Here is a 23,962-nt window from a genome sequence, read left to right as displayed (position 1 = left end):
ACGAGACGATGCCAAGCGAGACTCAGTCGCCCCATTCCGGCACCGCCGCGCCGGAGGCGTTGCGCGACCTCCTGGTCGAGATGAACGACCTCAAGCGCGTCCGCTCGGCGGGCCGCCAGGGGTCGATTGCCGAGCGGCTGTTCGCGCAGGGGTGGGGGCTCCTCACCGGCGGCGGCGCGCCCGACGACGTCGCCCTCGACATCGCGGCCGTCACCCTCGCGGCGACGCGCCTCTGCGACCTCGACGCGGCCTTCCTGACCGCGGCGGGGCTCTCGGACGAGGCCGCCTCCGCGGTGCTGGTGTCGGGCTTCGACGCCGTCACCGGGGACCTCGATCCCGATCTCCGCGACCGCCTGCGCGCGCGGCTCGCGCCGCGTCCGGCGGGCCGGCCCGGGCCGCTGCCGGGCTTCGTCGGCGCCCTGGCGCAGCAGCCGCGGGCGGGCGTCACCTGTCCCGGCCGCGCCCGGATCCTGCTGGAGCCGCCGGAGAACCACGCCGAGCATTGCCTGATCGTGGCGGTCTACGGCGTCTGCCTCAGCCCGTTCTACCGGGCCGATCCCGGCACCGTGTTCCTGGCCGCGATGGCCCACCACTTCCACAACGCCGCGATGCCGGATGCCGGCTTCACCGGCGAGATGCTGCTCGGCGACCATCTCGGGCCGATCATGGCGACCACCACCGCCTGGGCGCTCAATGAACTCGGCGAGCCCCTGCGCGGCCAGGTCGACCGCGCCCGCGCGATCCTGCCCGACGACGCCACCGCCGAGGGCCGCGCCTTCCACGCGGCCGACTGCATCGACCGCGTCCTCCAGATCGCCCAGCACCTGCGCGGGGCCTCGACCACGATGGGGATGGTGCTCGACGAGTGGGAGCTGGTCCATGCCGGCCCGGTGAAGGGCTTCCACGATCGTGTCCTCGCCGACATGCGCATCCCTTGATCGCCGGACCCGGTCGCCCATCTGCCCGGGCGGCTCCGAGAACCATGATCCCGTTCGAACTCAGATCGCCGGACACCGGCAACCCGCTGAAGGCCGACGGCCCGCACGCCCTGCGCGACGCGGAGACCGGCGCGCGCTGGCCCGTGATCGACGGCATCCCGTACCTGCGGATCAACCGCGCGGCCCTGATCGAGCGGGTGCTCGCCCATCTCGACGCCGGCGAGCCCGACGAGGCGCTCGCCGCCCTGCTGGTCGATCAGGACGATTGGTGGAACGGCCCGCCGGCCGATCCGGCCGGGATCATCCGCCTGATCAAGACGCGCCGCGAGGCGACCCTGCGCGAGGCGGTCGAGCTCCTCGGCTGGGGCCGGGTCGGCGACTACTTCCTGCACCGCTGGAGCGACCCGACCTTCCTGGCCGGCCTGTCGCTGCTGGAGGCGCACTGGAACGAGCCCGTGTGCGTCTTCGAATTCGCCTGCGGCATCGGCCACTACCTGCGGGAGCTGCAGCGGCGCGGCTGCAAGGTGGCCGGGGCCGACGTGGTCTTCGCCAAGCTCTGGGTCGCGCGCCACTGGGTCGTCGCCGAGAAGGCGCAGCTCGTCTGCTTCGACGCCGGCTCAGCCCACTGGCCGATCCCGGGGGCGCCGGTCGACCTCGTCGTCTGCAACGACGCCTTCTACTTCCTCGACGACAAGGCGGCCTTGCTCGAGTGCCTCCGCCAGAACGCCGGCGACGACGGCTGGCTGGCGCTGAGCCACATCCACAACCGCGACTGCCCGGGCTTCTCGGCCGGCCGGGCGGTGACGGCCGAGGAGATCGCCGAGCTGTTTCCCGACGCCCTCGTGTACGACGACGCGGAGCTGACCCGGGCGCTGGTCGAGGCGCGCGCGCCGGGCCCGCAGGAGCCCGCGGCCCTGCGCACCTGCGAGGCGTTCTCGGTGGTGTGCGGTCCCGGCATGCGCCCGGCGCCGCGCGCGCTGGTCGATGGCCTGACCCTGCCGAAGCCGGGGACCGTGCTGCGGCTCAACCCGCTCTACGCGCCTGACGGCGACGGTTACGTCGTGCGCTGGCCCTCGGAGCGCTACGAGGCGGAGTACGGCCCGCGCGCGACCTACCCGCTGCACTCCCCGGGACCCGAGACGCTGACCTTCGACGAGAGCCTCGATGCGCCGGAGACGCAGCGCGTGCGCGTGCGCGAATTCGTCGATCTGCCGGAGCGGTGGTGATGGACGCGGTCGGCTGGGGCATCGTCGGCTACGGCTGGGTCGCCCGCGACTACATGGAGCCGGGCATCCGCGCCGCCGGGCACCGGCTGGTCGCCGTCTGCGATCCGAACCCGGAGAGCCGAGCCGCAGCCGAGCGGGCGGGCGCGCGCGTCCATGCCGACCTCGCCGGCCTCATCGCCGAGCCCGCGGTCGAGGCGGTCTACGTGGCGACGCCGAACCACCTCCACCGCGGCGCCGTGGAAGCGCTGGCGGCGGCCGGCAAGGCGGTGCTCTGCGAGAAGCCCATGGCGGCGACGCTCGGGGACGCCGAGGCCATTGCCCACGCCGTCGAGTCGCAAAGAATCTTCTACGGCACGGCCTTCGACCAGCGGCACCACCCGGCCCACCGGGCGATCCGCGCGCAGGTCGAGGCCGGGCGGCTCGGCACCGTGACGGCGGTGCGGATCGTCTATGCCTGCTGGCTCGGGCGCGACTGGTCGGAGGCCGGCCAGCCGAACTGGCGGATCGACGCCGCCCAGGCCGGAGGCGGCGCGCTGATGGACCTCGCCCCGCACGGGCTCGACCTCGTGGACTTCCTGCTCGGCGAGCCGATCGCCGACCTCGCGGCCCTGACGCAGACCAGGGCCCAGGACTACGCGGTCGACGACGGCGCCCTGCTGATCGGGCGGACCGCGGGCGGCGCGCTGGCGAGCCTCCACGTCGCCTACAATTGCCCGGACGCGCTGCCCCGCCGCCGCCTGGAGGTGGTCGGCACGAAGGGCCTGCTCGTCGCCGAGAACACGATGGGCCAGACGGCCGGCGGATCCCTGACCTTCATCGACGGTGCCAGCGGCCGCGCGGAGCCGCTCGCTTTCGACGCCGACAGCTCGCCCTTCGCCGAGCAGGTGCGCGCCTTCGGCTCGGCCCTGCGCCGGCCCGAGGAGCGGGTGGCCTACTCGGCCGCGCGCGACCTCCACACGATGCGGCTCGTCGCGCGCGCGTACGGGCAGGGGTAGCGGACAGGAATTTCAATCACGCAACCGACCCAAGCATCTCCCACTCACCCCTCATCCTGAGGTGCCGGAGCGCAGTGGAGGCCTCGAAGGAGGGCTCCAGGGGTCCCGGCGTTATCTGGAGCCCTCCTTCGAGGCCCGCTTCGCGGTCACCTCGGGATGAGGGGGGATAGGACGAAGGTGGGAAGGCAGGCGGTCGCGGCAGACGGGAACACGACTTGAGCAACGCAGACGCCTTCCACGACCAGGACGACCGCGCCCGCCACGAGCGGATCAAGGCGCCGCGCCCCTACCGCTTCGGCGCCAAGCGGCCGATCGAGGGGTTGCCCGGGACCCTGCCGGACCCGGTCAAGGCCTATCTCGACGTCCTGCCGGAGGGGCGCGTCGTCGGCTTCCCGCTGGCGCCCCTCGATCGCACCGGCGTCCCGGTCTGGTTCGTGGCCCTGTTTCTCGACGACCCGTTCTTCGTGGGCGCGATGCCGTCGGGCATCGGCTACGGCGCCACCGACGACGAGGCGCTGATCGGCGCCGTCGCGGAGATCGCCGAGAACCTGATGCCGTCGCTCGCGGTGCTGCCGCGGGCGAAGGAGCGGGCGAGCTACACCGATCTCGTCCGGGTCTACGGCGCCAAGTCGGTCGCCGACCCGCTGACCCTCTGCCTGCCCGCCGGCTCCCCGGTCGGCCGCGACACGGTGCTCGAATGGACCCCCAGCGTCCGGCACGCGACGGGCGAGATCGTCCTGATGCCTCTCGACGTCGCCGCGACCGACTATTTCGAGCTGTCGGAGGGCTACAAGCCCTTCACCAACCTGATCACCAACGGCCTCGGCGCCGGCCCGGACGTGCCCTTCGCGCTGGGCCACGGCGTGCTGGAGCTGCTGCAGCGGGACGGCAACGGGCTGCTGTTCCGGGCCCTCGACCAGGGCGTGATGCTCGACCTCGAGGGGATCGGTCCGGAGAACGCCGCGATGCTGGCCCGGCTCAAGGAGCTCGGGATCCGGGCGCTCCCGAAATTCGCCACCGACCAGTTCGGCCTGACCAACCTCTACGTCGTCGGCTACGACGAGGATCCGGCGCGGACCCCGGCGCCGATCGCCCTCTCGGCCTGCGGCGAGGCCTGCGACCCGGACCGGGAGCGGGCGCTGCGCAAGGCGCTCCTGGAGTTCCAGGCCGCGCGGGTCCGCAAGACCTTCGGCCACGGCCCCCTCGACATGGCCGCCACGGTGACGCCGCCGGGCTACGTCGACGCGTTCATCCAGAAGGCGCTGCCGAGCCTGGACCTGGAGGAGAGCCGCGCCCTGCAAGCCATGCTCGAATGGATCGAGATGCCGGCGGCCGACCTGCGCGGCGTGCTGGCCGACACGGTCTATTCCGAGCGCAGCACGAAAAGCTTCGCCGAGCTGCCCTCGACCCCGGCCGCCGACGGCCACGCCCGGGGGAAGATCGCCTGCGACCGGCTGCTGGAGGCCGGGTTCGACGTGCTCTACGTCGATTGCACGCCCCCGGGGGGCGGGGTCGGCGTCGTGAAGGCGATCGTGCCGGGGCTCGAGGTCGAGACCATGAGCTACTACCGGATCGGCGAGCGCAACACGAAGAAGCTTCTCGACCGCGACCACCCGCTGATCACGTTCGGCACCGAGAGCGAGACCCTGCGCCCGGTGCGTCTCACCCCGGAGGCCTTGGAGCGGTTCGGCGGCCAGCCGCTGTTCGACGTGGCCCTGGCCGAGCGGATCGTCGGGCGGCACTATCCGCTCTACCGCGAGCCGGAATCGCACCACGCGCCCTTCCGCCTCGCCCAGCGGAAGGGGAGGGCGGCGTGACGCTCCGGTTCGCCTACAACACCAACGGCGCGGCCAACCACCGCCTCGACGACGCGCTCCACCTGATCAAGGCGGCGGGCTACGATGGCGTGGCGCTCACCCTCGACATCCACCATCTCGACCCCTTCGCCGAGACCTGGGCGGCGGAGGCCGGCCGGGTGGCGAGCCTGCTGGAGAAGCTGGAGCTGACCTGCGTCATCGAGACGGGTGCCCGCTTCCTGCTCGATCCGTCCGCCAAGCACGAGCCGACGCTCGTGACCGCCGACGCCGCGGGCCGCGCCCGGCGCGTCGGCTTCCTGAAGCGCGCGATCGAGATCGGCGCGATGCTCTCCGCCGAGGCGGTCTCGTTCTGGGCCGGCGTGCCGAAGCCCGGCGTCGATCACGGCGAGGCCCGGCGCTGGCTGGTCGAGGGTCTGCACGAGGTCGCGGCCTTCGCGGCCGAGTCCGGAATCGTGCCCTGCCTGGAGCCCGAGCCCGGCATGCTGATCGAGACGCTCGACGATTACGCGGCGCTCGACGTGCCGGGGCTGAGGCTCGCCCTGGACACGGGTCACTGCCTCGTCACCGGCGAGCGCGAGCCGGCGGCCGCCGTGCGGGAATTCGCCGACCGGATCGGCACCGTGGCGATCGAGGACATGAAGCGCGGCAGCCACATCCACCTGCCCTTCGGCGAGGGCGACATGGACGTGCCGGGCGTGCTGGAGGCTCTGGAGGCGGTGGGCTTCGGCAAGCTGATCTGCGTCGAGCTCTCCCGCGAGAGCCACCGGGCCGACGTGATGATCCCGCAGGCGCTGGACTATCTCCGCGGCTGCCGGCGCCCCGGCCCGGTCCTGGCGGGCGAGCAGGAGACGCGGCGGCAATGGCAGTGAGGGCCGAATTGCGGCGAGGCGAGGATCGGGCACGGGAGAGGGAGCGCCTCGGCGCCTCTCCCGGTCTCTGCGAAGGTGCGGTGCGATGAGAATCCTCTTCCTCAGCCGCCGCTATTTCCCGGCCATATCGGGCATGAGCGTCTACGCGCAGAACCTGCTGCGCGAACTCGTCGGCGCCGGCCACGACGTCACGATGATCTCGCAGTACCGGGGCGACGCCTTCGGCACCCGGGTCTACGGGGGCGGGCCGCCGCCGCCGGTGCCGGGCGTGCGGGTGATCGGCCTGGAACAGCTCGGCGAGCAGACGTCGGGCGATTTCGAGCGCGACATCGCCACGATGGTGGACGCGATCGCCCGGGAGCACGCCCGGAACCCCTTCGACATCCTGCACGCCCAGTACGGCTACCCGACCGGCTGGGCGGTGCTGCTCGCCGCCCGCAAGCTCGGCGTGCCGAGCGTCGTCTCGATCCAGGGCGGCGACGGCCACTGGGTCGGCTCCTGCTGCGAGACCCACCGGGTCGCCATGTGCGAGGTGCTGGCCCACGCCAACGCGCTGCTGATCGGCGGCGCCTCCTTCGTGGACGAGGTCTGCGAGCGGCTCGGGTCGGACCCGGCCCGCTTCACCATCGTGCCCGGCGCGGTCGACACCGATCGGTTCGCGCAGGGCACGTCCGACGGGCTGCCGGCGCCCCATGACGGGCCGGTGCGGCTGTTCTACCACGGCCGGGTCGACCGTCGGAAAGGCGTGCTGGACTTCATCGAGGCCCTGGCGATCCTGCGCGCGCAGGGCACGCCCTTCGCGGCCACGATCTCGGGAATCGGGCCCGACGTGGACCCGGCCAAGGCGCTCGCCGCGGAGCGCGCCTTCTCGGAGCGCGCGATCGCCTTCACGGGCTACGCGGAATACGGCTCCGTGCCCGACCTCTACCGCCGCGCCGACGTGTTCGTCTCGCCGACCTACGCGGAGGGCTTCTCCAACACGATCCTGGAGGCGCTGGCGGCCGGGCTCGCCACCGTGTCGTGCCACGCGGTTGGCGTCTCGGACTGCCTGCGCGACGGGGAGAACGGGCTGCTGGTCAACCCGGGCGACGTCCCGGCGCTGGCCGCCGCGCTCACCCGGATCGTCACGGACGCCGATCTGCGCCGGCGCATCGCGACGGCCGGCCTGGAGGAGTGCCGGCGGGTCTACTCGTGGCACGCGGTCGGGCGGCAGATCATGGAGGTCTACGCGCGGGTGCGCCACGAGCAGCCCGCCACCGATTTTCCCGAAGACCTGCCCGACGACCCGACCTGCCGCTTCCGAGCCGAGCCGCACCTGCTCTGAACGGTCCGCCAGCTTCGGGAATCCCGATCCACCCCCTTCGAGGCCCCCGCTGCGCAGCGGTACCTCGGGATGAGGTCGCGGCTCGGACGTCGTGCCCGCCGACAGGCTCTGAACCATGCCCACCGCGCTCGCCCTCTCCCCCCATCTCGACGACGCGGCCTTCTCGTGCGGCGGCCTCCTGGCAAGCCTCGCGCAAGCGGGCTGGCGCGTCGTGATGGTGACCCTGTTCACCGGCAGCGTCGCCGAGCCGAAGGGCTTCGCGCTCGCCTGCCAGCTCGACAAGGGCCTGGGACCGGAGATCGACTACATGGCCCTGCGCCGGGACGAAGATGTCCGCGCGGCTGCCGCGCTCGGCATCGCCCCGCCCGTGCACCTGCCATTCCGGGAGGCGCCGCACCGGGGCTACGGCTCGGCGCCGGAACTCTTCTCCGAGACCCGCGCCGATGACGGCATCGCGGCCGACCTCGCGCCCGCCGTCGCGGCGCTGATCGCCGCGGACAAACCGGATCTCCTCCTCGCCCCCCAGGCGATCGGCGGCCATGTCGATCACGTCCAGGCGGTCCGGGCGCTGCGCGGCCTCGACCCGCTTCTCCCGATCCTGTGGTGGCGCGACTTCCCCTACACGGTGCGCGAGGCTGCGCCCCGGGAGCCGCTCGCGGACCTCTTCGCGGAACTTCCCGAGGCGACGGTGACCCTCGACCCGGAGTGCCAGGCCCGGAAGCGCGCCGCCTGCGCGGCCTATGCCAGCCAGATCGGCTTCCAGTTCGGCGGCGTGGCCGGCCTCGACGCGCGCCTCGCCCGGGAGACGGGCACCGAGCGCTTCCGCCGGTCGCGTCGCGGCGGCCCGACGATTCCCGGCCTCGATGCCGGCTGAGCCGCGGGCCCCGAAGGCGCTGGCCGATCCGGAGGCCCTGGCGGCCCGCCGCGCCCTGATCGACAGCCCCCACATCGCCCCGATCCGGGCCCTCGCGGCGCGCATCGCGGCCGAGCGCGGCGCCCCGGTCCCGGCGCCCGACCCCCTGGATGGCGGCGTCGGGGCGCGGATGCTCCTCCTCCTCGAGACGCCGGGCCCGGCGGTGCTGCGCACCGGCTTCGTCACCCGCGACAGCGCGAACGGCACGGCCGCGAACCTGTTCCGCTTCCTCGCCGAGGCCGGGCTCAGCCGGGCCGACACGCTGATCTGGAACGCGGTCCCCTGGCTGATCCACGCCGAGGGCGCCCGCAACCGGGCGCCCCGCCGGGCGGAGGTCGCGGCGGCCGCGCCCTATCTGGCCCCGCTCCTCGACCTGCTGCCGCGCCTCGCCGTGGCGGTGCTGGCCGGCCGCTTCGCCGGGGAGGCGGCGCCGTCCCTCGCGGCGCTCCGCCCCGACCTGCCGGTGATCCGGGTGCCGCACCCGAGCCCGACCTATGTCTGCACCGCGCCGGAGGTGCCCGAGCGGATCCGGCGCGGCCTCGCGGAGGCGGCCGCGATCCTCGATCGGGCCTCCGGCTGAGGATAGATCGCCCGTCACGGGCCTGCCTTCCCTGGCCTTGCGCGCCGGTTCGGCCTACATGCGGGGCAACGGGCCGCGGTCCGGGAGATTCCGGCACGGGCTGACGGCCTTCGGCCGGGCCGCGCAGCCGGAAGGGCGGACGCCGATCGGCATGAATTTTCAGGGACAGCACCGGAGCCCGGTCGAGCCGGTCGAGCCGGTCCAGCACGATGCCGGAGCGGGCTCGAAGCGGAAGAGCCGGCGCAGCCGCTATGCCTGGATCGGCACGGCGGCCAGCATCGTGCTGTTCGCGGTCTCCCTCGGCGTCCTGTGGAAGCTCGTGCAGAGCGTCAGCTGGGCGGAGGTGCGCAGCGCCATCGCGGCCGCGACCGCCGAGCAGCTCGGCCTCGCCTTCCTGTTCGTCGGCGTCAGCTACCTGTTCCTGACCGGCTACGACGCGCTGGCCCTGCGCCAGCTCAAGATCAAGGTGCCGTACCGGATCACCGCGCTCGCCTCGTTCACGAGCTACGCGGTGAGCTTCACCCTCGGCTTCCCGCTGCTCACCGCCGGGACGATCCGCTACTGGATCTACGCGCGGCAGGGCCTCTCGACGGCCAAGATCGCCGCGCTCACCGTCATCGCCGGCTTCACCTTCTGGCTCGGCATGGGCGTGGTGCTGGGCCTGAGCCTGATCATCGAGGCCGGCCAGCTCGCCGGGCTCGCCTTCACGTCGATCCGGATCAACCAGGGTGTCGGCCTCGCGGCGCTCGCCCTGGTGCTCGGCTACCTGGCCTGGGTCTCGGCCAAGAAGCGCAGCATCACCGTGAAGCACTGGCGCCTGGAGCTGCCCGGGGCGTCCGTGTCGATCGGCCAGATGATCGTCGGCATCGGCGACGTCTGCGCGGCGGCGGCTGTGCTCTACGTCCTGCTGCCGCAGGAGACGACGCTGGGCTTCACCACCTTCCTGGCGATCTACGTGCTGGCCGCCATGCTGGGGATCGCGTCGAACGCGCCCGGCGGCATCGGGGTGTTCGAGGCCACCGTGCTCCTCGCCCTGTCGAGCCTGCCGCGCAACGAGGTGCTGACCTCGCTGCTGCTGTTCCGGGGCTGCTACTACGTCGTGCCGTTCGTGACCGCCCTGGCGATGCTCGGCCTCTACGAGATCGTGAAGCGTGCGGGCGGTGCCCGCGATCCCGGCCCGCCGGAGGGCACGGCCGGGCCGTCCGGCCGGGCGTGGCGCGACGAGTCCGAGTCCCGCTGATCGGCCGGCGCGCCCGCCATGTCCGGCCGCCTGCGCAGCTCCCCCGCCTGGACTGGCGCCGCGATCGCCGCGGGCCTGCTCGGGCTCGCCACCGCCCTGGCCGGGCGGCTCGACCTCCCGCTGATCCTGATCGGGCTCGCGGCGGTCTGCCTGGGCGGCTGGCTCGGCGGGCGCGGCCGCGAGGCCCCCGTCGCGCGACCGGCCGCCGCCACGCCGCGCCACGCCGTCGCCGAGGCGCTGCTCGCCCACGTGCCGGACCCGGTCATCCTCGTGGACCGGCGCACCCTGGTGCTGGAGGCCAATCCCGCCGCCCGGGCGCTGCTGCCGGCGCTCCATCAGGCCCGGCCCCTGTCCTTCGCGCTCCGCGACCCGGAGGTCCTCGACGGCATCGAGGCGGTGCTGAGTTCCGGCCTCCCGCGCCGGGTCGCGCTGTCGACCCGGGTGCCGCTGGAGCGGACCTTCGAGGTCCAGATCGGCGCGCTGCCGATGCCCGACGGGTCCGGCGTGAGCGCGCTGCTGTTCCTGCGCGACCTCACCTCGGCCCGGCGTCTCGAGGCGATGCGGGTCGATTTCGTCGCCAACGCGAGCCACGAGCTGCGCACGCCGCTCGCCACCCTGATCGGCTTCATCGAGACCCTGCAGGGTCCGGCCCGCGACGACGCCCAGGCCCGGGAGCGCTTCCTGGAGATCATGCGCGTCCAGGCCCAGCGGATGACGCGGCTGATCGACGACCTGCTGTCGCTGTCGCGGATCGAGCTGCGCGAGCACGTGGCGCCCACCGCGGTGGTCGATCTCGGGGCGCTCGCCCGCCAGATGGTCGACGCCCAGGGCCTGCCCGCCGAGGCGCGGGGCGCCACGATCCGACTGGAGGAGGGGGCGGGCCCCTACGCGGTCCCCGGCGACGCCGACGAGCTCGCCCGGGTGATCGAGAACCTGATCGAGAACGCCGTGAAGTACGGCGGCGGCCGGATCAGCGTCGGGCTCGCCCGCGAGGACGACCCGCGCCTCGGGCGCCGCGTCGTCCTGTCGGTGGCCGACGACGGGCCGGGCATCCCGCCCGAGCACATCCCGCGGCTGACGGAGCGCTTCTACCGGGTCGACGTCGCGTCGAGCCGCGCCCGCGGCGGCACGGGCCTCGGGCTCGCCATCGTCAAGCACAGCCTCAACCGCCACCGCGGGCGGCTTGCCATCGAGAGCGCGGCCGGGGAGGGCACGACCGTGCGGGTCAGCCTGCCGGAATACGGCGCCGCGCCGCCGCAGGCCGCGGCCGATCAGGCCGGCCCGGCGTAGGGGCCGATCCCGAGCCCGCCCTCGACGCGCCCGACCCAGGCGCGGATCGCCGGGTAGTCCGCGAGGTCGAAGCCGCCCTCGTGGGCCATGCGCGTGTAGGCGACGAGCGCCACGTCGGCGAGGGTCAGGGTGTCGCCCGCCATGAAAGCCGAGCGCGCGAGGGTTCGCTCCATCAGCCGCAGGGCGTCGGCGCCGCGCTCGGCGAGCTTCGGGTCGAGATCCTCCGGCGACCGCGCGAGATAGTGGAGCTGGTAGCGGCGGACCGCGATGTAGGGCTCGTGGCTGTACTGCTCCCAGAACATCCACTGCAGCATGCGGGCGCGGGGCAGGGCCTCCGCGGGCACCAGCGCCGAGCCCTCCGCGAGGTAGACGATGATCGCGTTCGATTCCGACAGCACGGTGCCGTCGGACAGGACGACGATCGGCACGCGGCCGGCGGGGTTCAGGGCGAGGAACTCGGGCCTGCGCGTCCCGCCGCCCGGGACGTCGACGTCGCGCCAGAGCGCCGGGATGCCGAGATGGGCCGCGACCCACTTGACCTTGAGGCAGTTCCCGGAACCCGGGTCGCCGTAGATCGTCAGCGCTTCGCCCATCCGTGTCCCCGCCGCTCCGGTGGCGCGGACCTTGGCCGGGCGCGCGCGATTCGACAACGGCGGCGGCCCCGCATCGGCGGGCCCGACCGGGGAGGTCGCCCGCCAACCCCTTGACCTTCCCATGATGGGAAGCCCCATCTGACCGGGCATGGACGCTTCGAACCGGATCACTGCCATGTCGAAATCCGTCGCCCTCACCCTGCCCGTCGAGGGCATGTCCTGCGCCTCCTGCGTCGGCCGCGTCGAGCGCGCCCTCGCGGCGCTGCCCGGCGCCCGAGACGTGGCGGTGAACCTCGCCACCCACCGCGCCAGCCTCGTCCTCGACGGCGCCACGGGCCCGGGCGACGTCGCGACGGCGCTCGCGGATGCCGGCTACCCCGTCCCCGAGACGCAGAGCCTGCTGGCCGTCGAGGGCATGTCGTGCGCGAGCTGCGTGGGCCGGGTCGAGCGTGCGCTGGCCGCCGTTCCGGGGGTGACCGGGGCCAGCGTCAACCTCGCCGCGGGCCGGGCCGCGATCCGCCATCCGGAGGGCGTGGTGCCGATGGACGCGCTGGTGGCGGCCGTCGAGACGGCCGGCTACGAGGCCCGGCCGGTCGAGGCCGGCCATCCGGCCGACCCCTCGGCCCGTCAGGCCGAGGAGGGCCGCGCCCTGCGCCGCGACCTGATCGTCGCCGCCCTGCTGTCGGCGCCCGTCGTGGTCCTCGACATGGGCGGCCACCTCCTGCCCGCCCTGCACGGAGGCCCCGTGACGGCCCTGATCCAGGCGGTGCTGGCCACCCTGGTCCTCGCCGGCCCGGGGCGGCGCTTCTTCCTGCGCGGCGTTCCGGGCCTGCTGCGCGGCCATCCCGACATGAACGCCCTGGTCGCCCTCGGTGCCGGCGCCGCCTACCTGTACTCGCTGGTCTCGACGCTGGCGCCCGATCTCCTGCCGGCGGGGGCGGCGCACCTCTACTTCGAGGCGAGCGTCCTGATCGTCACGCTGATCCTGCTCGGCCGGACGCTGGAGGCGCGCGCCAAGGGGCGCACCGGCCAGGCGATCGCGCGGCTGATGGACCTGACGCCGAAGACCGCCCGCGTCGTCCGCGACGGTGCGGAGACCGAGGTGCCCCTCGACGCCCTGCGCGTCGGCGACGTGGTCCGGGTGCGCCCGGGCGAGCGCGTGGCGGCTGACGGCGCCGTGGTCTCGGGCACCAGCCACGTCGACGAGAGCATGGTCACGGGCGAGCCGGCCCCGGTGCGCAAGGGGCCCGGCGATCCCGTTGTCGGCGGGACGCTCAACGGCCGCGGCAGCCTCGACCTCCGGGTCGGGGCCGTGGGCGGCGCCACCGTGGTGGCGCAGATCGCCGCCATGGTGGAGCGCGCCCAGGGCGGCAAGCTGCCGATCCAGGCGCTGGTCGACCGCGTCACCGGGCGGTTCGTGCCGGCGGTGATCGGCATCGCCGCGGTGACCTTCCTGGCCTGGCTGATCCTGGCGCCGGCCCCGGCCCTGGGGCCGGCCCTGGTGAACGCCGTGGCGGTGCTGATCATCGCCTGCCCCTGCGCCATGGGGCTGGCGACGCCCACCGCCATCATGGTCGGCACCGGGCGCGCGGCGGCGCGCGGCGTGCTGTTCCGCGACGGCGCGGCGCTTCAGGGCCTGCGCGACGTGCGGGTCGTGGCCCTCGACAAGACCGGCACCCTGACCGAGGGGCGCCCCCGGCTCACCGAGATCGTTCCGGCCGCCGGTGTCGCGGAGGACGCGGCGCTGGCCCTCGCCGCCGCGCTGGAGACCCGCTCCGAGCACCCGCTGGCCGGCGCCGTCGTGGCGGCGGCCCGCGACCGCGGCCTCGCCACGCCCGAGCCCGACAGCTTCGAGGCGGTGGCGGGTTTCGGGATCTCCGGACGGGTCGCGGGCCGGGCCGTGGCCCTCGGCGCGCCGCGCTACCTGGACCGCCTCGGAGTCGCCCTGGACCCGGATCTCGCCGCCCGGGCCGCGTCGCTGGCGGGCGCGGGGCGGAGTCCGATCCACCTCGTCCTCGACGGCCGCCACGCGGCGATCCTGGCGGTGGCCGATCCCGTGAAGCCGGGCGCCCGCGCGGCGGTGGCGGCCCTGAGGGCGCGCGGGCTCGCGGTAGCGATGGTCACGGGCGACGATCCCGTCACGGCGGCCGGCGTGGCGCGGAGCCTCGGCATCGACGCCGTGGCCGCCGGCGTGCTGCCCGGCGGGAAGGTCGAGGCCGTTCAGCGGTTCCGGGCCGCGCACGGGCCGGTGGCCTTCGTGGGCGACGGCATCAACGACGCGCCGGCGCTGGCCGAGGCCGATGTCGGGCTGGCGATCGGCACCGGCACCGACATCGCCGTCGAGAGCGCCGACGTGGTGCTGATGTCGGGCGACCTGGAAGCCCTGGTCGAGGCTCTCACGCTGTCGCGGGCGGTGATGGCCAACATCCGCCAGAACCTGTTCTGGGCCTTCGCCTACAACGCCGCGCTGATCCCGGTGGCGGCGGGCGTGCTGGTGCCGTTCGGCGGCCCGGCCCTGTCGCCGGTCCTGGCCGCGGGCGCCATGGCGTTCTCGAGCGTGTTCGTCCTCGGCAACGCCCTGCGGCTGCGCCGGGCCGGCGGGTGGCCCGCGGCGGCCGCGACGCCGGCCCTCGCCGCGAGGCCGGCATGAGTGCGGCGAACCTGACGATCGGCGAGGCGGCGCGCCGCACCGGCGTCTCGGCCAAGATGATCCGCTGGTACGAGGCGACCGGCCTGCTTCCGCCGGCCGCCCGGTCCGAGGCCGGCTACCGCCATTACGGCGAGGCGGACCTGCACACGCTGCGCTTCATCCGCCGCGCCCGCGACCTTGGCTTCAGCGTGGACGCGATCGCGGATCTCCTGGCGCTCTGGCGCGACCGGGCCCGGCCGAGCGCCGGGGTGAAGGCGATCGCGCAGGAGCAGATCGCCGATCTGCGCCGCCGCATCGCCGAGATGGAGGGGATGGCCCGGACGCTGGAGCATCTGGCGGAGGCCTGCTGCGGCGACGCGCGTCCAGAATGTCCGATCCTCGATGATCTCGCGGCGCCGGATCACGGGCCGACGCGGCAGCGGGCGATCCGCGCGCTCGTCAAGCGTGGCCGTTGACGGCGGCTCTGGCCCCGGCTTTGCTGGTCCGACCCACCCGCAAAGGCCACGAGAGCCCCGACCCGATGCCCGTCCTCGAACGGATCCACGCCTTCGCCGACACGATGACGGCGTGGCGGCACGACCTGCACGCCCATCCCGAGCTGCTCTACGACGTCGACCGCACCGCCGGCTTCGTCGCCGAGACGCTGCGGTCCTTCGGCTGCGACGAGGTCGTTACCGGTATCGGCCGCACCGGGGTGGTCGGCGTCATCCGCGGCCGGGGACGCAGCTCGAACCGCGCCATCGGCCTGCGCGCCGACATGGACGCCCTGCCGATCCAGGAGGTGCGCGACCTGCCCTATCGCTCGACCGTGCCGGGCAAGATGCACGCCTGCGGCCACGACGGGCACACCGCCATGCTGCTCGGCGCCGCCAAGTACCTGGCCGAGACCCGGGATTTCGACGGGGCGGCCGTGCTGATCTTCCAGCCCGCCGAGGAGGGCGGCGGCGGCGGCGAGGCGATGGTCGACGACGGCCTGATGGAGCGGTTCGGGGTCGAGTCGGTCTACGGGATGCACAACATTCCCGGCATGGCGGTCGGCACCTTCGCGATCCGGCCGGGGCCGATCATGGCCTCGACCGACCGGTTCACCGTCACGATCGAGGGACGGGGCGGCCATGCGGCCCTGCCGCAGAACGCCGTCGACAGCGTGCTCGTGGCGAGCCACGTCATCATCGCCCTGCAGAGCATCGTGTCGCGCAACCTCGACCCGGTGCAGTCGGCCGTCGTCTCGGTCTGCGCGCTGGAGGCCGGCGAGGCCTTCAACGTGCTTCCGCAGACCGTCACCATGCGGGGCACGATGCGCACCCTGTCCCAGGCCGTGCGCAGCCAGATCAAGGCGCGGATCGAGACCCTGGTGGCCGAGATCGCCGGCGGCTTCGGCGCGCGGGGCCGGGTCGAGTACGGGGCGAGCTACCCGGTGACCGAGAACCATCCCGCCGAGACCGACTTCATGGCCGGCGTCGCCGCGGCGCTGGTGGGTGGGGAGAACGTCGACCGGGCGGTGGCGCCGATGATGACCGCCGAGGACTTCTCCTACATGCTCGGCCGCCGCCCCGGCGCGTACATGTTCATCGGCAACGGCGACAGTGCCTCGCTCCACCACCCGCACTACGACTTCAACGACGCGGCCGCGCCGTACGGGGCTTCCCTGTGGGCGCGCCTGATCGAGACCGGGCTGCCGCGCAGCGCCTGAGCGCGCCGCCCGCCGCCCCGTCGCTGGCCGAGGCCGTCCCGGTCTGGCTGCGGGTGGCGGCGCTCTCCTTCGGCGGGCCGGCCGGGCAGATCGCCGTGATGCACCGCATCCTGGTGGACGAGCGGCGCTGGATCTCGGAGCGGCGCTTCCTGCACGGGCTCGGGTTCTGCACCCTGCTGCCGGGGCCGGAGGCGCAGCAGCTCGCCACCTATATCGGCTGGCTCATGCACGGGCCGGCGGGCGGCCTCGTCGCCGGGGGGCTGTTCGTGCTGCCCGGGCTCCTCGCCCTGATGGCCCTGAGCTGGCTCTACGTGCTCTACGGCCATGTCGACGCGGTCGCCGGGCTGTTCTTCGGCCTCAAGGCGGCGGTGCTCGCCATCGTGCTGCACGCCCTGTGGCGGCTCGGCGGCCGCGCCCTGCGTGACCGGACGGACCGGCTCGTGGCCCTCGCGGCCTTCGTGGCGATCTTCGCCCTCGCGGTGCCGTTCCCGCTGGTCGTGGTCGCCGCCGGCGCGCTCGGCCTCGCCCGCGGCCGGCGCCCGGCTGCCGAGCGCGCGGTGGATCCGGCGGAGGAGGCGGACGTCCTGATCGGCGAGGCGGCGCTGCCGCGGGAGCGCGTCGGCGCCGCGTCCTCGCTGCGGACGGCCGCGCTCTGGCTCGCGGTCTGGCTCCTGCCGGTGGCGGCGCTGCTGGTCCTGCCCGGCGTGCCGCCGGTCTTCGGGCAGGTGGCGCTGTTCTTCTCCAAGATGGCCCTCGTGACCTTCGGGGGCGCCTACGCGGCGCTCGCCTACGTGGCGCAGCAGGCCGTGGAGCAGTTCGGCTGGCTGAAGCCCGGCGAGATGCTCGACGGACTCGGGCTCGCCGAGACCACGCCCGGCCCGCTGATCATGGTGCTCCAGTTCGTGGGCTTCCTGGCGGGCTTCCGGGCGCCCGGCGCCCTGCCGCCGCTGCTCGCCGGGACGCTCGCCGGGCTGCTGACGACCTGGGTCACCTTCGTGCCGTGCTTCCTGTGGATCTTCGCCGGCGCGCCGCTGATCGGGCGCCTGCGCGGCAGCCGCCGGCTGGCCGGCGCCCTCTCGGCGATCACCGCCGCGGTGGCGGGCGTGATCCTCAACCTCGCGGTGTGGTTCGGGCTGCGGACGCTGTTCGCCCAGGTCGAGACGGTGCCGCTCGGGCCGCTCAGGCTCGACCTGCCGGTGCCGGGCAGCCTGGACCCGGCCGCCCTGCTGCTGACCCTGGCGGCGATCCTCGCGGTCTTCCGGTTCGGGCTCGGGACGCTCCAGACCCTGGCGCTGTGCGCCGGGGCCGGGATCCTGCTGCGGCAGGCGGGGCTCGTTTGAGCCGCTCCGTCGTCCCGAGCGCAGCGAAGAGCGGCGATCAGCCGCCGTAGCGGGCCTTGAGCAGCGCGTAGGTCAGCCGCGCGGTCTGGACCTCGCCGCCCTCCGGCCGGCCGGGCTTGGTCGAGGGGTTCCAGCCGTAGAGGTCGAAATGGCCGTGCGCCCTCGTGTTGGGCGCGAAGCGGCGCAGGAACAGGGCCGCGGTGATCGCCCCCGCGAACGGCCCGCCGGAGACGTTGTTGAGATCGGCCACCTTGGAGTCGAGCAGGCTCGCGTAGGGCGCGTGCAGCGGCATGCGCCAGACCGGATCGATCGCCGTCCGCCCGGCCCGCGCCACCGCCTCGGCCAGCGCGTCGTCCTCCGTGAAGAAGGCCGGCAGGTCCGGCCCGAGGGCCACCCGGGCCGCACCGGTCAGGGTCGAGAAGTCGAGGATCAGCTCGGGCGCGTCGGCGTCCGCGAGGGCGAGCGCGTCGGCGAGGATCAGCCGGCCCTCCGCGTCGGTGTTGCCGATCTCGACGCTGAGCCCGGCCCGGCTGGGCAGCACGTCGCCGGGGCGGAAGGCGTTGCCCGCGACCGCGTTCTCCACCGCGGGGATCAGCAGGCGCAGGCGCAGGGTCAGGCCCGCGCCCATGACCATGTCGGCGGCGGCCAGCGCCGCGGCGGCGCCGCCCATATCCTTCTTCATCAGCAGCATCGCGGCCGACGGCTTGAGGTCGAGGCCGCCGGTGTCGAAGGCGACGCCCTTGCCGACCAGGGTCACGCGCGGCGCGTCCGCCGGCCCCCAGGTCAGGTCGATCAGCCGCGGTGCCCGGGGCGAGGCGGCGCCGACCGCGTGGATCAGCGGGTACCCCTCGGCGAGGGCCGCGCCCTCCGTCACCGTGACGGTGGCGCCGTGACGGTCGCCGAGTGCCCGGGCAGCCGCCTCGATCTCGGCGGGTCCGAGATCGTTGGCCGGCGTGTTGACGAGATCCCGGCCCAGCGCGACCGCGGCGGCGATCCGCTCGACCTCGGCCGCGTCGATGCCGGCCGGCGCCGCGAGCCGGGCCTTGGTCCCGCCGCCGGACCGGTAGCGGCCGAAGCGGTAGCTCCCCATCAGCCAGGCGAGGGCGGCCTCATGCGGCTCGGCGGCGTTCTCGAGGCGGAAGATCCCCTCCGGCAGCAGCCCCGGCAGCTTGCCGACGAGGAGACGGTCGTAGGCGGCCGCCTCCGGATCGCCGAGGCCGAACAGGACCCGCGCGAGGCTGCCGTCCGGGCCGGGCAGGAGCGCGAGGCTGCCCGCCTTCGGCGTGAAGCCGATGGCCTGGGCGAAGCTCCGCTGGGCCGGCTCCAGGCCGGACTCGACGACCGCCCAATCCCCCGTCGTGACCAGCGTCACCGGTACGGCCTGGGTGTCGCCGGGCAGGAGCCCGCGGGTCGTCGCCGGAATCTCGGCCTGGGTCATGTGCCTCTCGCGTGCCGCCCGGAGCGGCGGCTTAACCGGTGATTAGGGTTAACGCTCTATCACCGGCCGGCCGGGAGCGTGAAGCGCGTGCCATCGCGTCCGGTCCAGATGCCGGCGGAGCGCACCATGATGACGGCCCTGTTCCGGGTCACCCAGTCCCAGGCCCGTGCCGGACGCCGCGCGGCCCTCGCGGCCGCCGTCGCGCTCGGCCTCGCCGGCTGCAACACCGGCTCTCCGGAAACGACCGGCTCGATCGGCCCCCTCGGCGGCCCATCCGCGGCCGCCGCGGCGCCCTCGCGGCAGGACGTCGACCGGCTGGCCGAGCGCTTCAACGCCGACCCCGCCGACGGGCGCACGGCGATGGCCTACGCCCGCGCCCTGCGGGCCACCGATCAGATCAGCCAGGCCTCGGCGGTGCTGCAGCAGGCCGCCCTGCGCAACCCGCGCGACCGGGCCCTTCTCGGCGCCTACGGCAAGTCGCTGGTCGAAGCGGGCCGCTTCCGCGAGGCGATCGACGTGCTGGCCAACGCGCACACCCCCGCCAATCCCGACTGGCGCATCCTGTCGGCGCAGGGCTCGGCCTCCGCCCAGCTCGGCGAGCAGGCCCGCGCGCAGGGCTTCTACGAGGCCGCCCTCAAGATTCGGCCGAACGAGCCCTCGCTCCTGTCCAATCTCGGCCTGTCCTACGCGCTGTCGCGCAACCTCGATCAGGCCGAGCAGACCCTGCGGCTCGCCGCCGACCAGCCCGGCGCCGACGCGCGGGTGCGGGCAAACCTCGCCATGGTCCTGAGCCTCAAGGGCCGCTTCGCCGACGCCGAGGCCGTCCTGCGCCGCGACATGAGCGCCGAGGAGGCGGCCACGAACGTCGCCTCCCTGCGCCGGCTCGCGGCCCAGCCGAATCGGTCGAAGGCGCTGTCCGGCGCTGGCCTGCCGGGGCAGGGGTGATCGGGCGACCCGCCCGGCCTTGCGCGGCTCAGCCATGCCGGCCCTCACGCCGGCTCGACACCCCCGGTCCCGGCTCCGCGCCCCGGATCGGTGCTGCGCCGTCGCGCAGGACGCCTTCCCGACGCGTCCCAGCGCCCGGCCGCTGACCGCGCTCGCGCCCTCGCGCTCCGGGCCCGACAGGAAAACGCGCCTGTCATGACGACCCGGTAGCGGCCAGATTCGAAAAGTTCTATATCCCTCCGCGGCTGCGCCGCGCGGCATCACGGGCGTCCAAATCGCCCCCGCGCATCGTCCTGCCCGGGCACTCCCGGGGCGGCGCGCGCCCGTCGGGCGCTACACAGGCCGAACACAGATCTCGTAGCGCAGGTCTTGCCTGCGCGTGTTCGACAACCCGCAGCGAGGATAGAACCAGCCGTGCCCTCACTCGACAGCTTCAAGGCCCGCCAGACGCTCGAAGCCGGCGGCAAGACCTACACCTACTACTCCATTCCCGCGGCCGAGAAGAACGGCCTCGCCTCCGCCGCCGCGCTGCCCTTCTCCATGAAGGTGATCCTGGAGAACCTGCTGCGCTACGAGGACGACCGCTCGGTCAAGAAGGCCGACATCGAGGCCGCCGTCGGCTGGCTCGACCAGAAGGGCAAGGCCGAGGTCGAGATCGCGTTCCGCCCCTCGCGGGTGCTGATGCAGGACTTCACCGGTGTGCCGGCGGTGGTCGACCTCGCCGCCATGCGCGACGCCATGGTGGCGCTCGGCGGCGACCCGCAGAAGATCAACCCGCTGGTGCCGGTCGATCTCGTGATCGACCACTCGGTGATCGTCGACGAGTTCGGCACCCCGAAGGCGCTGGCCGACAACGTCGCCCTGGAATACGAGCGCAACGGCGAGCGCTACACCTTCCTGAAGTGGGGCCAGTCGGCCTTTGACAACTTCTCGGTGGTCCCCCCGGGCACCGGCATCTGCCACCAGGTGAACCTAGAATACCTTGCCCAGACCGTCTGGACGAAGTCGGAGAACGGCGCCGACGTCGCCTATCCCGACTCGCTCGTCGGCACCGATTCGCACACCACCATGGTCAACGGCATGGCCGTGCTGGGCTGGGGCGTCGGCGGCATTGAGGCCGAGGCGGCCATGCTCGGCCAGCCGCTGTCGATGCTGATCCCCGAGGTCGTGGGCTTCAAGCTGTCGGGCAAGCTGCCCGAGGGCACCACCGCCACCGACCTCGTGCTCACCGTCACCCAGATGCTGCGCAAGAAGGGCGTGGTCGGCAAGTTCGTGGAGTTCTACGGTCCCGGCCTCGACGACATGGCCGTCGCCGACCGGGCCACGATCTCCAACATGGCGCCCGAGTACGGCGCGACCTGCGGCTTCTTCCCGGTCGACCAGAAGACTATCGACTTCCTGAAGGTCACCGGCCGCTCCGACGATCGGATCGCCCTGGTCGAGGCCTACGCGAAGGCGCAGGGCATGTGGCGCGACGCCCAGACCCCCGACCCGGTCTTCACCGACACGCTGGAGCTCGACATGGGCGAGGTCCGGCCCTCGCTCGCCGGCCCGAAGCGCCCGCAGGACCGGGTGCTCCTCGACGGCGCCAAGGCGGGCTTCGCCGCTTCCATGGAGACCGAGTTCAAGAAGGCCGCCGACCTCGCCCGCCGCTACCCGGTCGAGGGCACCAACTTCGACATCGGGCACGGCGACGTGGTGATCGCCGCGATCACGAGCTGCACCAACACGTCGAACCCCTCGGTGATGATCGGCGCGGGGCTGCTGGCCCGCAACGCCGTCGCCAAGGGCCTGCGCTCCAAGCCCTGGGTGAAGACCTCGCTCGCGCCCGGATCGCAGGTGGTCGGCGAGTACCTGGAGAAGTCCGGCCTGCAGGAGCCGCTGGACGCGCTCGGCTTCAACCTCGTGGGCTTCGGCTGCACGACCTGCATCGGCAATTCCGGCCCGCTGCCGGAGGCGATCTCGAAGGCGATCAACGACAACGACGTCGTCGCCGCGGCGGTGCTCTCGGGCAACCGCAACTTCGAGGGCCGCGTGAACCCCGACGTGCGGGCGAACTACCTCGCCTCGCCGCCGCTGGTCGTCGCCTACGCGCTCGCCGGCTCGCTCCAGATCGACATCACCACCGAGCCGCTGGGCCAGGGATCCGACGGCAAGCCGGTCTACCTGAGGGACATCTGGCCGTCCTCGGCCGAGGTGCAGCAGTTCATCGAGGAGAACATCACCTCGGCGCTGTTCAAGTCCCGCTACGCCGACGTGTTCGGCGGCGACCAGAACTGGAAGGACGTCGAGGTCACCGAGGCCGAGACCTTCGCGTGGAACCCGGGCTCCACCTACGTGCAGAACCCGCCCTACTTCGTCGGCATGGAGAAGACCCCGAAGCCGGTCGAGGACATCGAGGGCGCGCGCATCCTCGGCCTGTTCCTCGACTCGATCACCACCGACCACATCTCGCCGGCGGGCAACATCCGCGCGGCGTCGCCGGCCGGCGAGTACCTGCAGTCGCATCAGGTGCGCGTGCAGGACTTCAACCAGTACGGCACGCGGCGCGGCAACCACGAGGTGATGATGCGGGGCACCTTCGCCAACATCCGCATCAAGAACCAGATGGTGAAGGACGCCTCCGGCGGCGTGGTCGAGGGCGGGTGGACGCACTTCCAGCCGTCCGGCGAGAAGATGTTCATCTACGACGCGGCGATGAAGTACGCCGAGCAGGGCACGCCGCTCGTCATCTTCGCCGGCAAGGAGTACGGCACCGGCTCGTCGCGCGACTGGGCGGCCAAGGGCACGAAGCTGCTCGGCGTCCGCGCCGTGGTGGCCGAGAGCTTCGAGCGCATCCACCGCTCGAACCTCGTCGGGATGGGCGTGGTGCCGCTGGTCTTCCAGGGCGACACGAGCTGGCAGTCGCTGGGCCTGAAGGGTGACGAGACCGTCACCATCAAGGGCCTCGCCGGGGAGCTGAAGCCCCGCCAGACGCTGACCGCGGAGATCAAGTCCGCCGACGGCTCGGTGAAGCAGGTTCCCCTGACCTGCCGCATCGATACGCTCGACGAGCTCGAGTACTTCCGCAACGGCGGCATCCTGCCCTACGTGCTCCGCTCGCTCGCGGCCTAGCCTCCTGCGGCGGCCCTCGGGCCGCCCGACCGACCCATGAGGCGGCGCTCAACCGGGCGCCGCCTTATTTGTTTCACAGGCCCGGCATTTCGCTTGCGCACAACCTTGTTTCGCGCGCGGGGCGCCCCATAACCCGGCTCCCGAAGCCAGGATGGGACCTCGATGAAGCATCTCAGCAAGACCCTCGCCGCCGCCGGCCTGACAGCCCTGCTGTCGAGCGCGGCCTTCGCCGCGCAGGTCGAGCGCGTCCGCGGGACCGTCGACAAGGCCGACGGCAGCACGCTCACGATCAAGACCGAGGACGGCAAGACCGAGACGGTCGACGTCGCCGGCGCCAAGTTCGCCTGGGTGGTCCCGTCCAGCCTCGACGCGATCAAGGACGGCGTCTTCATCGGCACCGCCACCAAGGGCGAGAACCCGATGACCGCCCTGGAGGTCGTGCTCTTCCCCGAGTCGATGCGCGGCACGGGCGAGGGCCATTACGGCTGGGACTCGATCACCGACCACACCGCGGGCGCCGGCGCCAAGGTGAAGAGCGCGATGACCAACGGCACCGTGAAGGCCGAGTCGTCGAACGCCCCGAAAGTGAAGAGCGCGATGACCAACGGCACCGTGAAGGCCGACAAGGCCGCCTCGGGCGGCGAGCGCACCCTGACGGTGAGCTACGGCAAGGATGGATCCAAGGAGATCGTGGTGCCGTCCTCGGCGCCGATCGTCGCCTTCGAGCCCGCCGACAAGGCGATCCTGACGCCCGGCTCCAAGGTCTTCGCCGTGGTCGCCAAGGACGGTCCCAAGGCGGAGGGCAAGCTCGTGGCGGTCGGCAAGGACGGCCTGACCCCGCCGATGTGAGAAGGACCGCGGGGCCGGGCGCCGGACAAGACCGCTGCCCGGCTCCGCGGAGATCTCCGCGCGGTCGGCTGCACGGCAGAGCCGGTTCCCGACCGCGCCTCGCCACCCGTGCACGCGGAATATGCATACAGGCGGCGGCCAACGGGAT

Annotated in this window: 19 protein-coding genes; 17 read left to right on the top strand and 2 right to left on the bottom strand. The window is 73.4% G+C overall.

All coding sequences use genetic code 11. From position 1 onward, the window contains the following. The first annotated feature begins 8 nt into the window (after positions 1 to 8). From ACTJK8_RS14430 to ACTJK8_RS14385, 10 genes are all read left to right on the top strand, one after another. Positions 9 to 938, top strand: coding sequence for a hypothetical protein (locus tag ACTJK8_RS14430; protein ID WP_440762092.1), 930 nt, complete (start codon positions 9 to 11; stop codon positions 936 to 938). Positions 939 to 982: 44 nt separating this feature from the next. After that, on the top strand, positions 983 to 2,164 hold the full coding sequence (locus ACTJK8_RS14425; protein WP_043074197.1) for a class I SAM-dependent methyltransferase: 1,182 nt from the start codon (positions 983 to 985) through the stop codon (positions 2,162 to 2,164). After that, positions 2,164 to 3,159 (top strand): Gfo/Idh/MocA family protein, encoded by a 996-nt coding sequence (locus tag ACTJK8_RS14420; RefSeq protein ID WP_012320532.1) that lies wholly within the window; start codon positions 2,164 to 2,166, stop codon positions 3,157 to 3,159. Before ACTJK8_RS14425 ends, ACTJK8_RS14420 begins: the two co-directional genes overlap by 1 nt. A 215-nt stretch (positions 3,160 to 3,374) precedes the next feature. Continuing rightward, a complete protein-coding gene (locus ACTJK8_RS14415; protein WP_012320531.1) occupies positions 3,375 to 4,976 on the top strand; it encodes a YcaO-like family protein in 1,602 nt (533 codons plus the stop codon). Next, entirely contained in the window at positions 4,973 to 5,845 is an 873-nt protein-coding gene (locus ACTJK8_RS14410; protein WP_012320530.1) for a sugar phosphate isomerase/epimerase family protein, read from the top strand. The genes ACTJK8_RS14415 and ACTJK8_RS14410 overlap by 4 nt, the downstream gene beginning before the upstream one ends. An 85-nt stretch (positions 5,846 to 5,930) precedes the next feature. After that, the gene (locus ACTJK8_RS14405; RefSeq protein WP_012320529.1) at positions 5,931 to 7,169 is read left to right on the top strand and encodes a glycosyltransferase family 4 protein; all 1,239 of its coding nucleotides are present in this window, start codon (positions 5,931 to 5,933) and stop codon (positions 7,167 to 7,169) included. A gap of 115 nt (positions 7,170 to 7,284) precedes the next feature. Further along, positions 7,285 to 8,043, top strand: a complete 759-nt coding sequence (locus tag ACTJK8_RS14400) for a PIG-L deacetylase family protein (RefSeq protein ID WP_012320528.1) — start codon at positions 7,285 to 7,287, stop codon at positions 8,041 to 8,043. Then, the gene (locus ACTJK8_RS14395; protein WP_012320527.1) at positions 8,033 to 8,662 is read left to right on the top strand and encodes a uracil-DNA glycosylase; all 630 of its coding nucleotides are present in this window, start codon (positions 8,033 to 8,035) and stop codon (positions 8,660 to 8,662) included. The genes ACTJK8_RS14400 and ACTJK8_RS14395 overlap by 11 nt, the downstream gene beginning before the upstream one ends. 151 nt (positions 8,663 to 8,813) lie before the next feature. After that, complete coding sequence (locus tag ACTJK8_RS14390) at positions 8,814 to 9,902, top strand: lysylphosphatidylglycerol synthase domain-containing protein (RefSeq protein WP_012320526.1); 1,089 nt, start codon at positions 8,814 to 8,816, stop codon at positions 9,900 to 9,902. Positions 9,903 to 9,920: 18 nt separating this feature from the next. Next, entirely contained in the window at positions 9,921 to 11,192 is a 1,272-nt protein-coding gene (locus tag ACTJK8_RS14385) for an ATP-binding protein (protein WP_012320525.1), read from the top strand. Here the strand turns inward: ACTJK8_RS14385 and ACTJK8_RS14380 are convergent. After that, positions 11,174 to 11,785, bottom strand: a complete 612-nt coding sequence (locus tag ACTJK8_RS14380; RefSeq protein ID WP_012320524.1) for a glutathione S-transferase family protein — start codon at positions 11,783 to 11,785, stop codon at positions 11,174 to 11,176. The genes ACTJK8_RS14385 and ACTJK8_RS14380 overlap by 19 nt on opposite strands. A gap of 175 nt (positions 11,786 to 11,960) precedes the next feature. Here ACTJK8_RS14380 and ACTJK8_RS14375 point away from each other — a divergent pair, with 175 nt between their 5' ends. The 4 genes from ACTJK8_RS14375 (at position 11,961) to chrA (ending at position 17,468) form a co-directional block, all read left to right on the top strand. Then, complete coding sequence (locus ACTJK8_RS14375) at positions 11,961 to 14,435, top strand: heavy metal translocating P-type ATPase (RefSeq protein ID WP_440762091.1); 2,475 nt, start codon at positions 11,961 to 11,963, stop codon at positions 14,433 to 14,435. Beyond that, complete coding sequence (gene cueR / locus ACTJK8_RS14370; protein WP_059408587.1) at positions 14,432 to 14,890, top strand: Cu(I)-responsive transcriptional regulator; 459 nt, start codon at positions 14,432 to 14,434, stop codon at positions 14,888 to 14,890. Before ACTJK8_RS14375 ends, cueR begins: the two co-directional genes overlap by 4 nt. Before the next feature lie 65 nt (positions 14,891 to 14,955). Beyond that, on the top strand, positions 14,956 to 16,128 hold the full coding sequence (locus ACTJK8_RS14365; protein WP_012320521.1) for a M20 aminoacylase family protein: 1,173 nt from the start codon (positions 14,956 to 14,958) through the stop codon (positions 16,126 to 16,128). Next, positions 16,086 to 17,468, top strand: coding sequence for a chromate efflux transporter (gene chrA, locus ACTJK8_RS14360; RefSeq protein ID WP_024829232.1), 1,383 nt, complete (start codon positions 16,086 to 16,088; stop codon positions 17,466 to 17,468). Before ACTJK8_RS14365 ends, chrA begins: the two co-directional genes overlap by 43 nt. A gap of 37 nt (positions 17,469 to 17,505) precedes the next feature. Here chrA and ACTJK8_RS14355 read toward each other — a convergent pair whose 3' ends face one another. Beyond that, entirely contained in the window at positions 17,506 to 18,906 is a 1,401-nt protein-coding gene (locus ACTJK8_RS14355; protein WP_024829233.1) for a leucyl aminopeptidase family protein, read from the bottom strand. 126 nt (positions 18,907 to 19,032) lie between these two features. Between ACTJK8_RS14355 and ACTJK8_RS14350 the strand changes: the two genes are divergently transcribed. The 3 genes from ACTJK8_RS14350 to ACTJK8_RS14340 all read left to right on the top strand — a co-directional run bounded on the left by ACTJK8_RS14350 (position 19,033) and on the right by ACTJK8_RS14340 (position 23,814). Further along, positions 19,033 to 19,851, top strand: a complete 819-nt coding sequence (locus ACTJK8_RS14350) for a hypothetical protein (protein ID WP_440762105.1) — start codon at positions 19,033 to 19,035, stop codon at positions 19,849 to 19,851. Positions 19,852 to 20,265: 414 nt separating this feature from the next. After that, a complete protein-coding gene (acnA, locus tag ACTJK8_RS14345; protein WP_012320517.1) occupies positions 20,266 to 22,965 on the top strand; it encodes an aconitate hydratase AcnA in 2,700 nt (899 codons plus the stop codon). A gap of 162 nt (positions 22,966 to 23,127) precedes the next feature. Then, entirely contained in the window at positions 23,128 to 23,814 is a 687-nt protein-coding gene (locus ACTJK8_RS14340; RefSeq protein ID WP_012320516.1) for a hypothetical protein, read from the top strand. Positions 23,815 to 23,962: the final 148 nt, after the last annotated feature.

Source organism: Methylobacterium sp. 22177 (assembly GCF_052045615.1).
GTDB lineage: Bacteria > Pseudomonadota > Alphaproteobacteria > Rhizobiales > Beijerinckiaceae > Methylobacterium > Methylobacterium radiotolerans.
Note: the sequence above shows the minus strand (reverse complement) of the source record. Positions and strands in the feature narration are given on the sequence as shown.

Coding starts and splice junctions, on each gene's coding strand:
- ACTJK8_RS14395 (WP_012320527.1), top strand. CDS start 8,033: ATGCCGGCTGAGCCGCGGGCCCCGAAGGCGCTGGCCGATCCGGAGGCC.
- ACTJK8_RS14430 (WP_440762092.1), top strand. CDS start 9: ATGCCAAGCGAGACTCAGTCGCCCCATTCCGGCACCGCCGCGCCGGAG.
- cueR (WP_059408587.1), top strand. CDS start 14,432: ATGAGTGCGGCGAACCTGACGATCGGCGAGGCGGCGCGCCGCACCGGC.
- ACTJK8_RS14375 (WP_440762091.1), top strand. CDS start 11,961: ATGTCGAAATCCGTCGCCCTCACCCTGCCCGTCGAGGGCATGTCCTGC.
- ACTJK8_RS14380 (WP_012320524.1), bottom strand. CDS start 11,785: ATGGGCGAAGCGCTGACGATCTACGGCGACCCGGGTTCCGGGAACTGC.
- ACTJK8_RS14425 (WP_043074197.1), top strand. CDS start 983: ATGATCCCGTTCGAACTCAGATCGCCGGACACCGGCAACCCGCTGAAG.
- ACTJK8_RS14400 (WP_012320528.1), top strand. CDS start 7,285: ATGCCCACCGCGCTCGCCCTCTCCCCCCATCTCGACGACGCGGCCTTC.
- ACTJK8_RS14340 (WP_012320516.1), top strand. CDS start 23,128: ATGAAGCATCTCAGCAAGACCCTCGCCGCCGCCGGCCTGACAGCCCTG.
- ACTJK8_RS14350 (WP_440762105.1), top strand. CDS start 19,033: ATGATGACGGCCCTGTTCCGGGTCACCCAGTCCCAGGCCCGTGCCGGA.
- ACTJK8_RS14405 (WP_012320529.1), top strand. CDS start 5,931: ATGAGAATCCTCTTCCTCAGCCGCCGCTATTTCCCGGCCATATCGGGC.
- ACTJK8_RS14420 (WP_012320532.1), top strand. CDS start 2,164: ATGGACGCGGTCGGCTGGGGCATCGTCGGCTACGGCTGGGTCGCCCGC.
- ACTJK8_RS14365 (WP_012320521.1), top strand. CDS start 14,956: ATGCCCGTCCTCGAACGGATCCACGCCTTCGCCGACACGATGACGGCG.
- ACTJK8_RS14390 (WP_012320526.1), top strand. CDS start 8,814: ATGAATTTTCAGGGACAGCACCGGAGCCCGGTCGAGCCGGTCGAGCCG.
- ACTJK8_RS14355 (WP_024829233.1), bottom strand. CDS start 18,906: ATGACCCAGGCCGAGATTCCGGCGACGACCCGCGGGCTCCTGCCCGGC.
- ACTJK8_RS14385 (WP_012320525.1), top strand. CDS start 9,921: ATGTCCGGCCGCCTGCGCAGCTCCCCCGCCTGGACTGGCGCCGCGATC.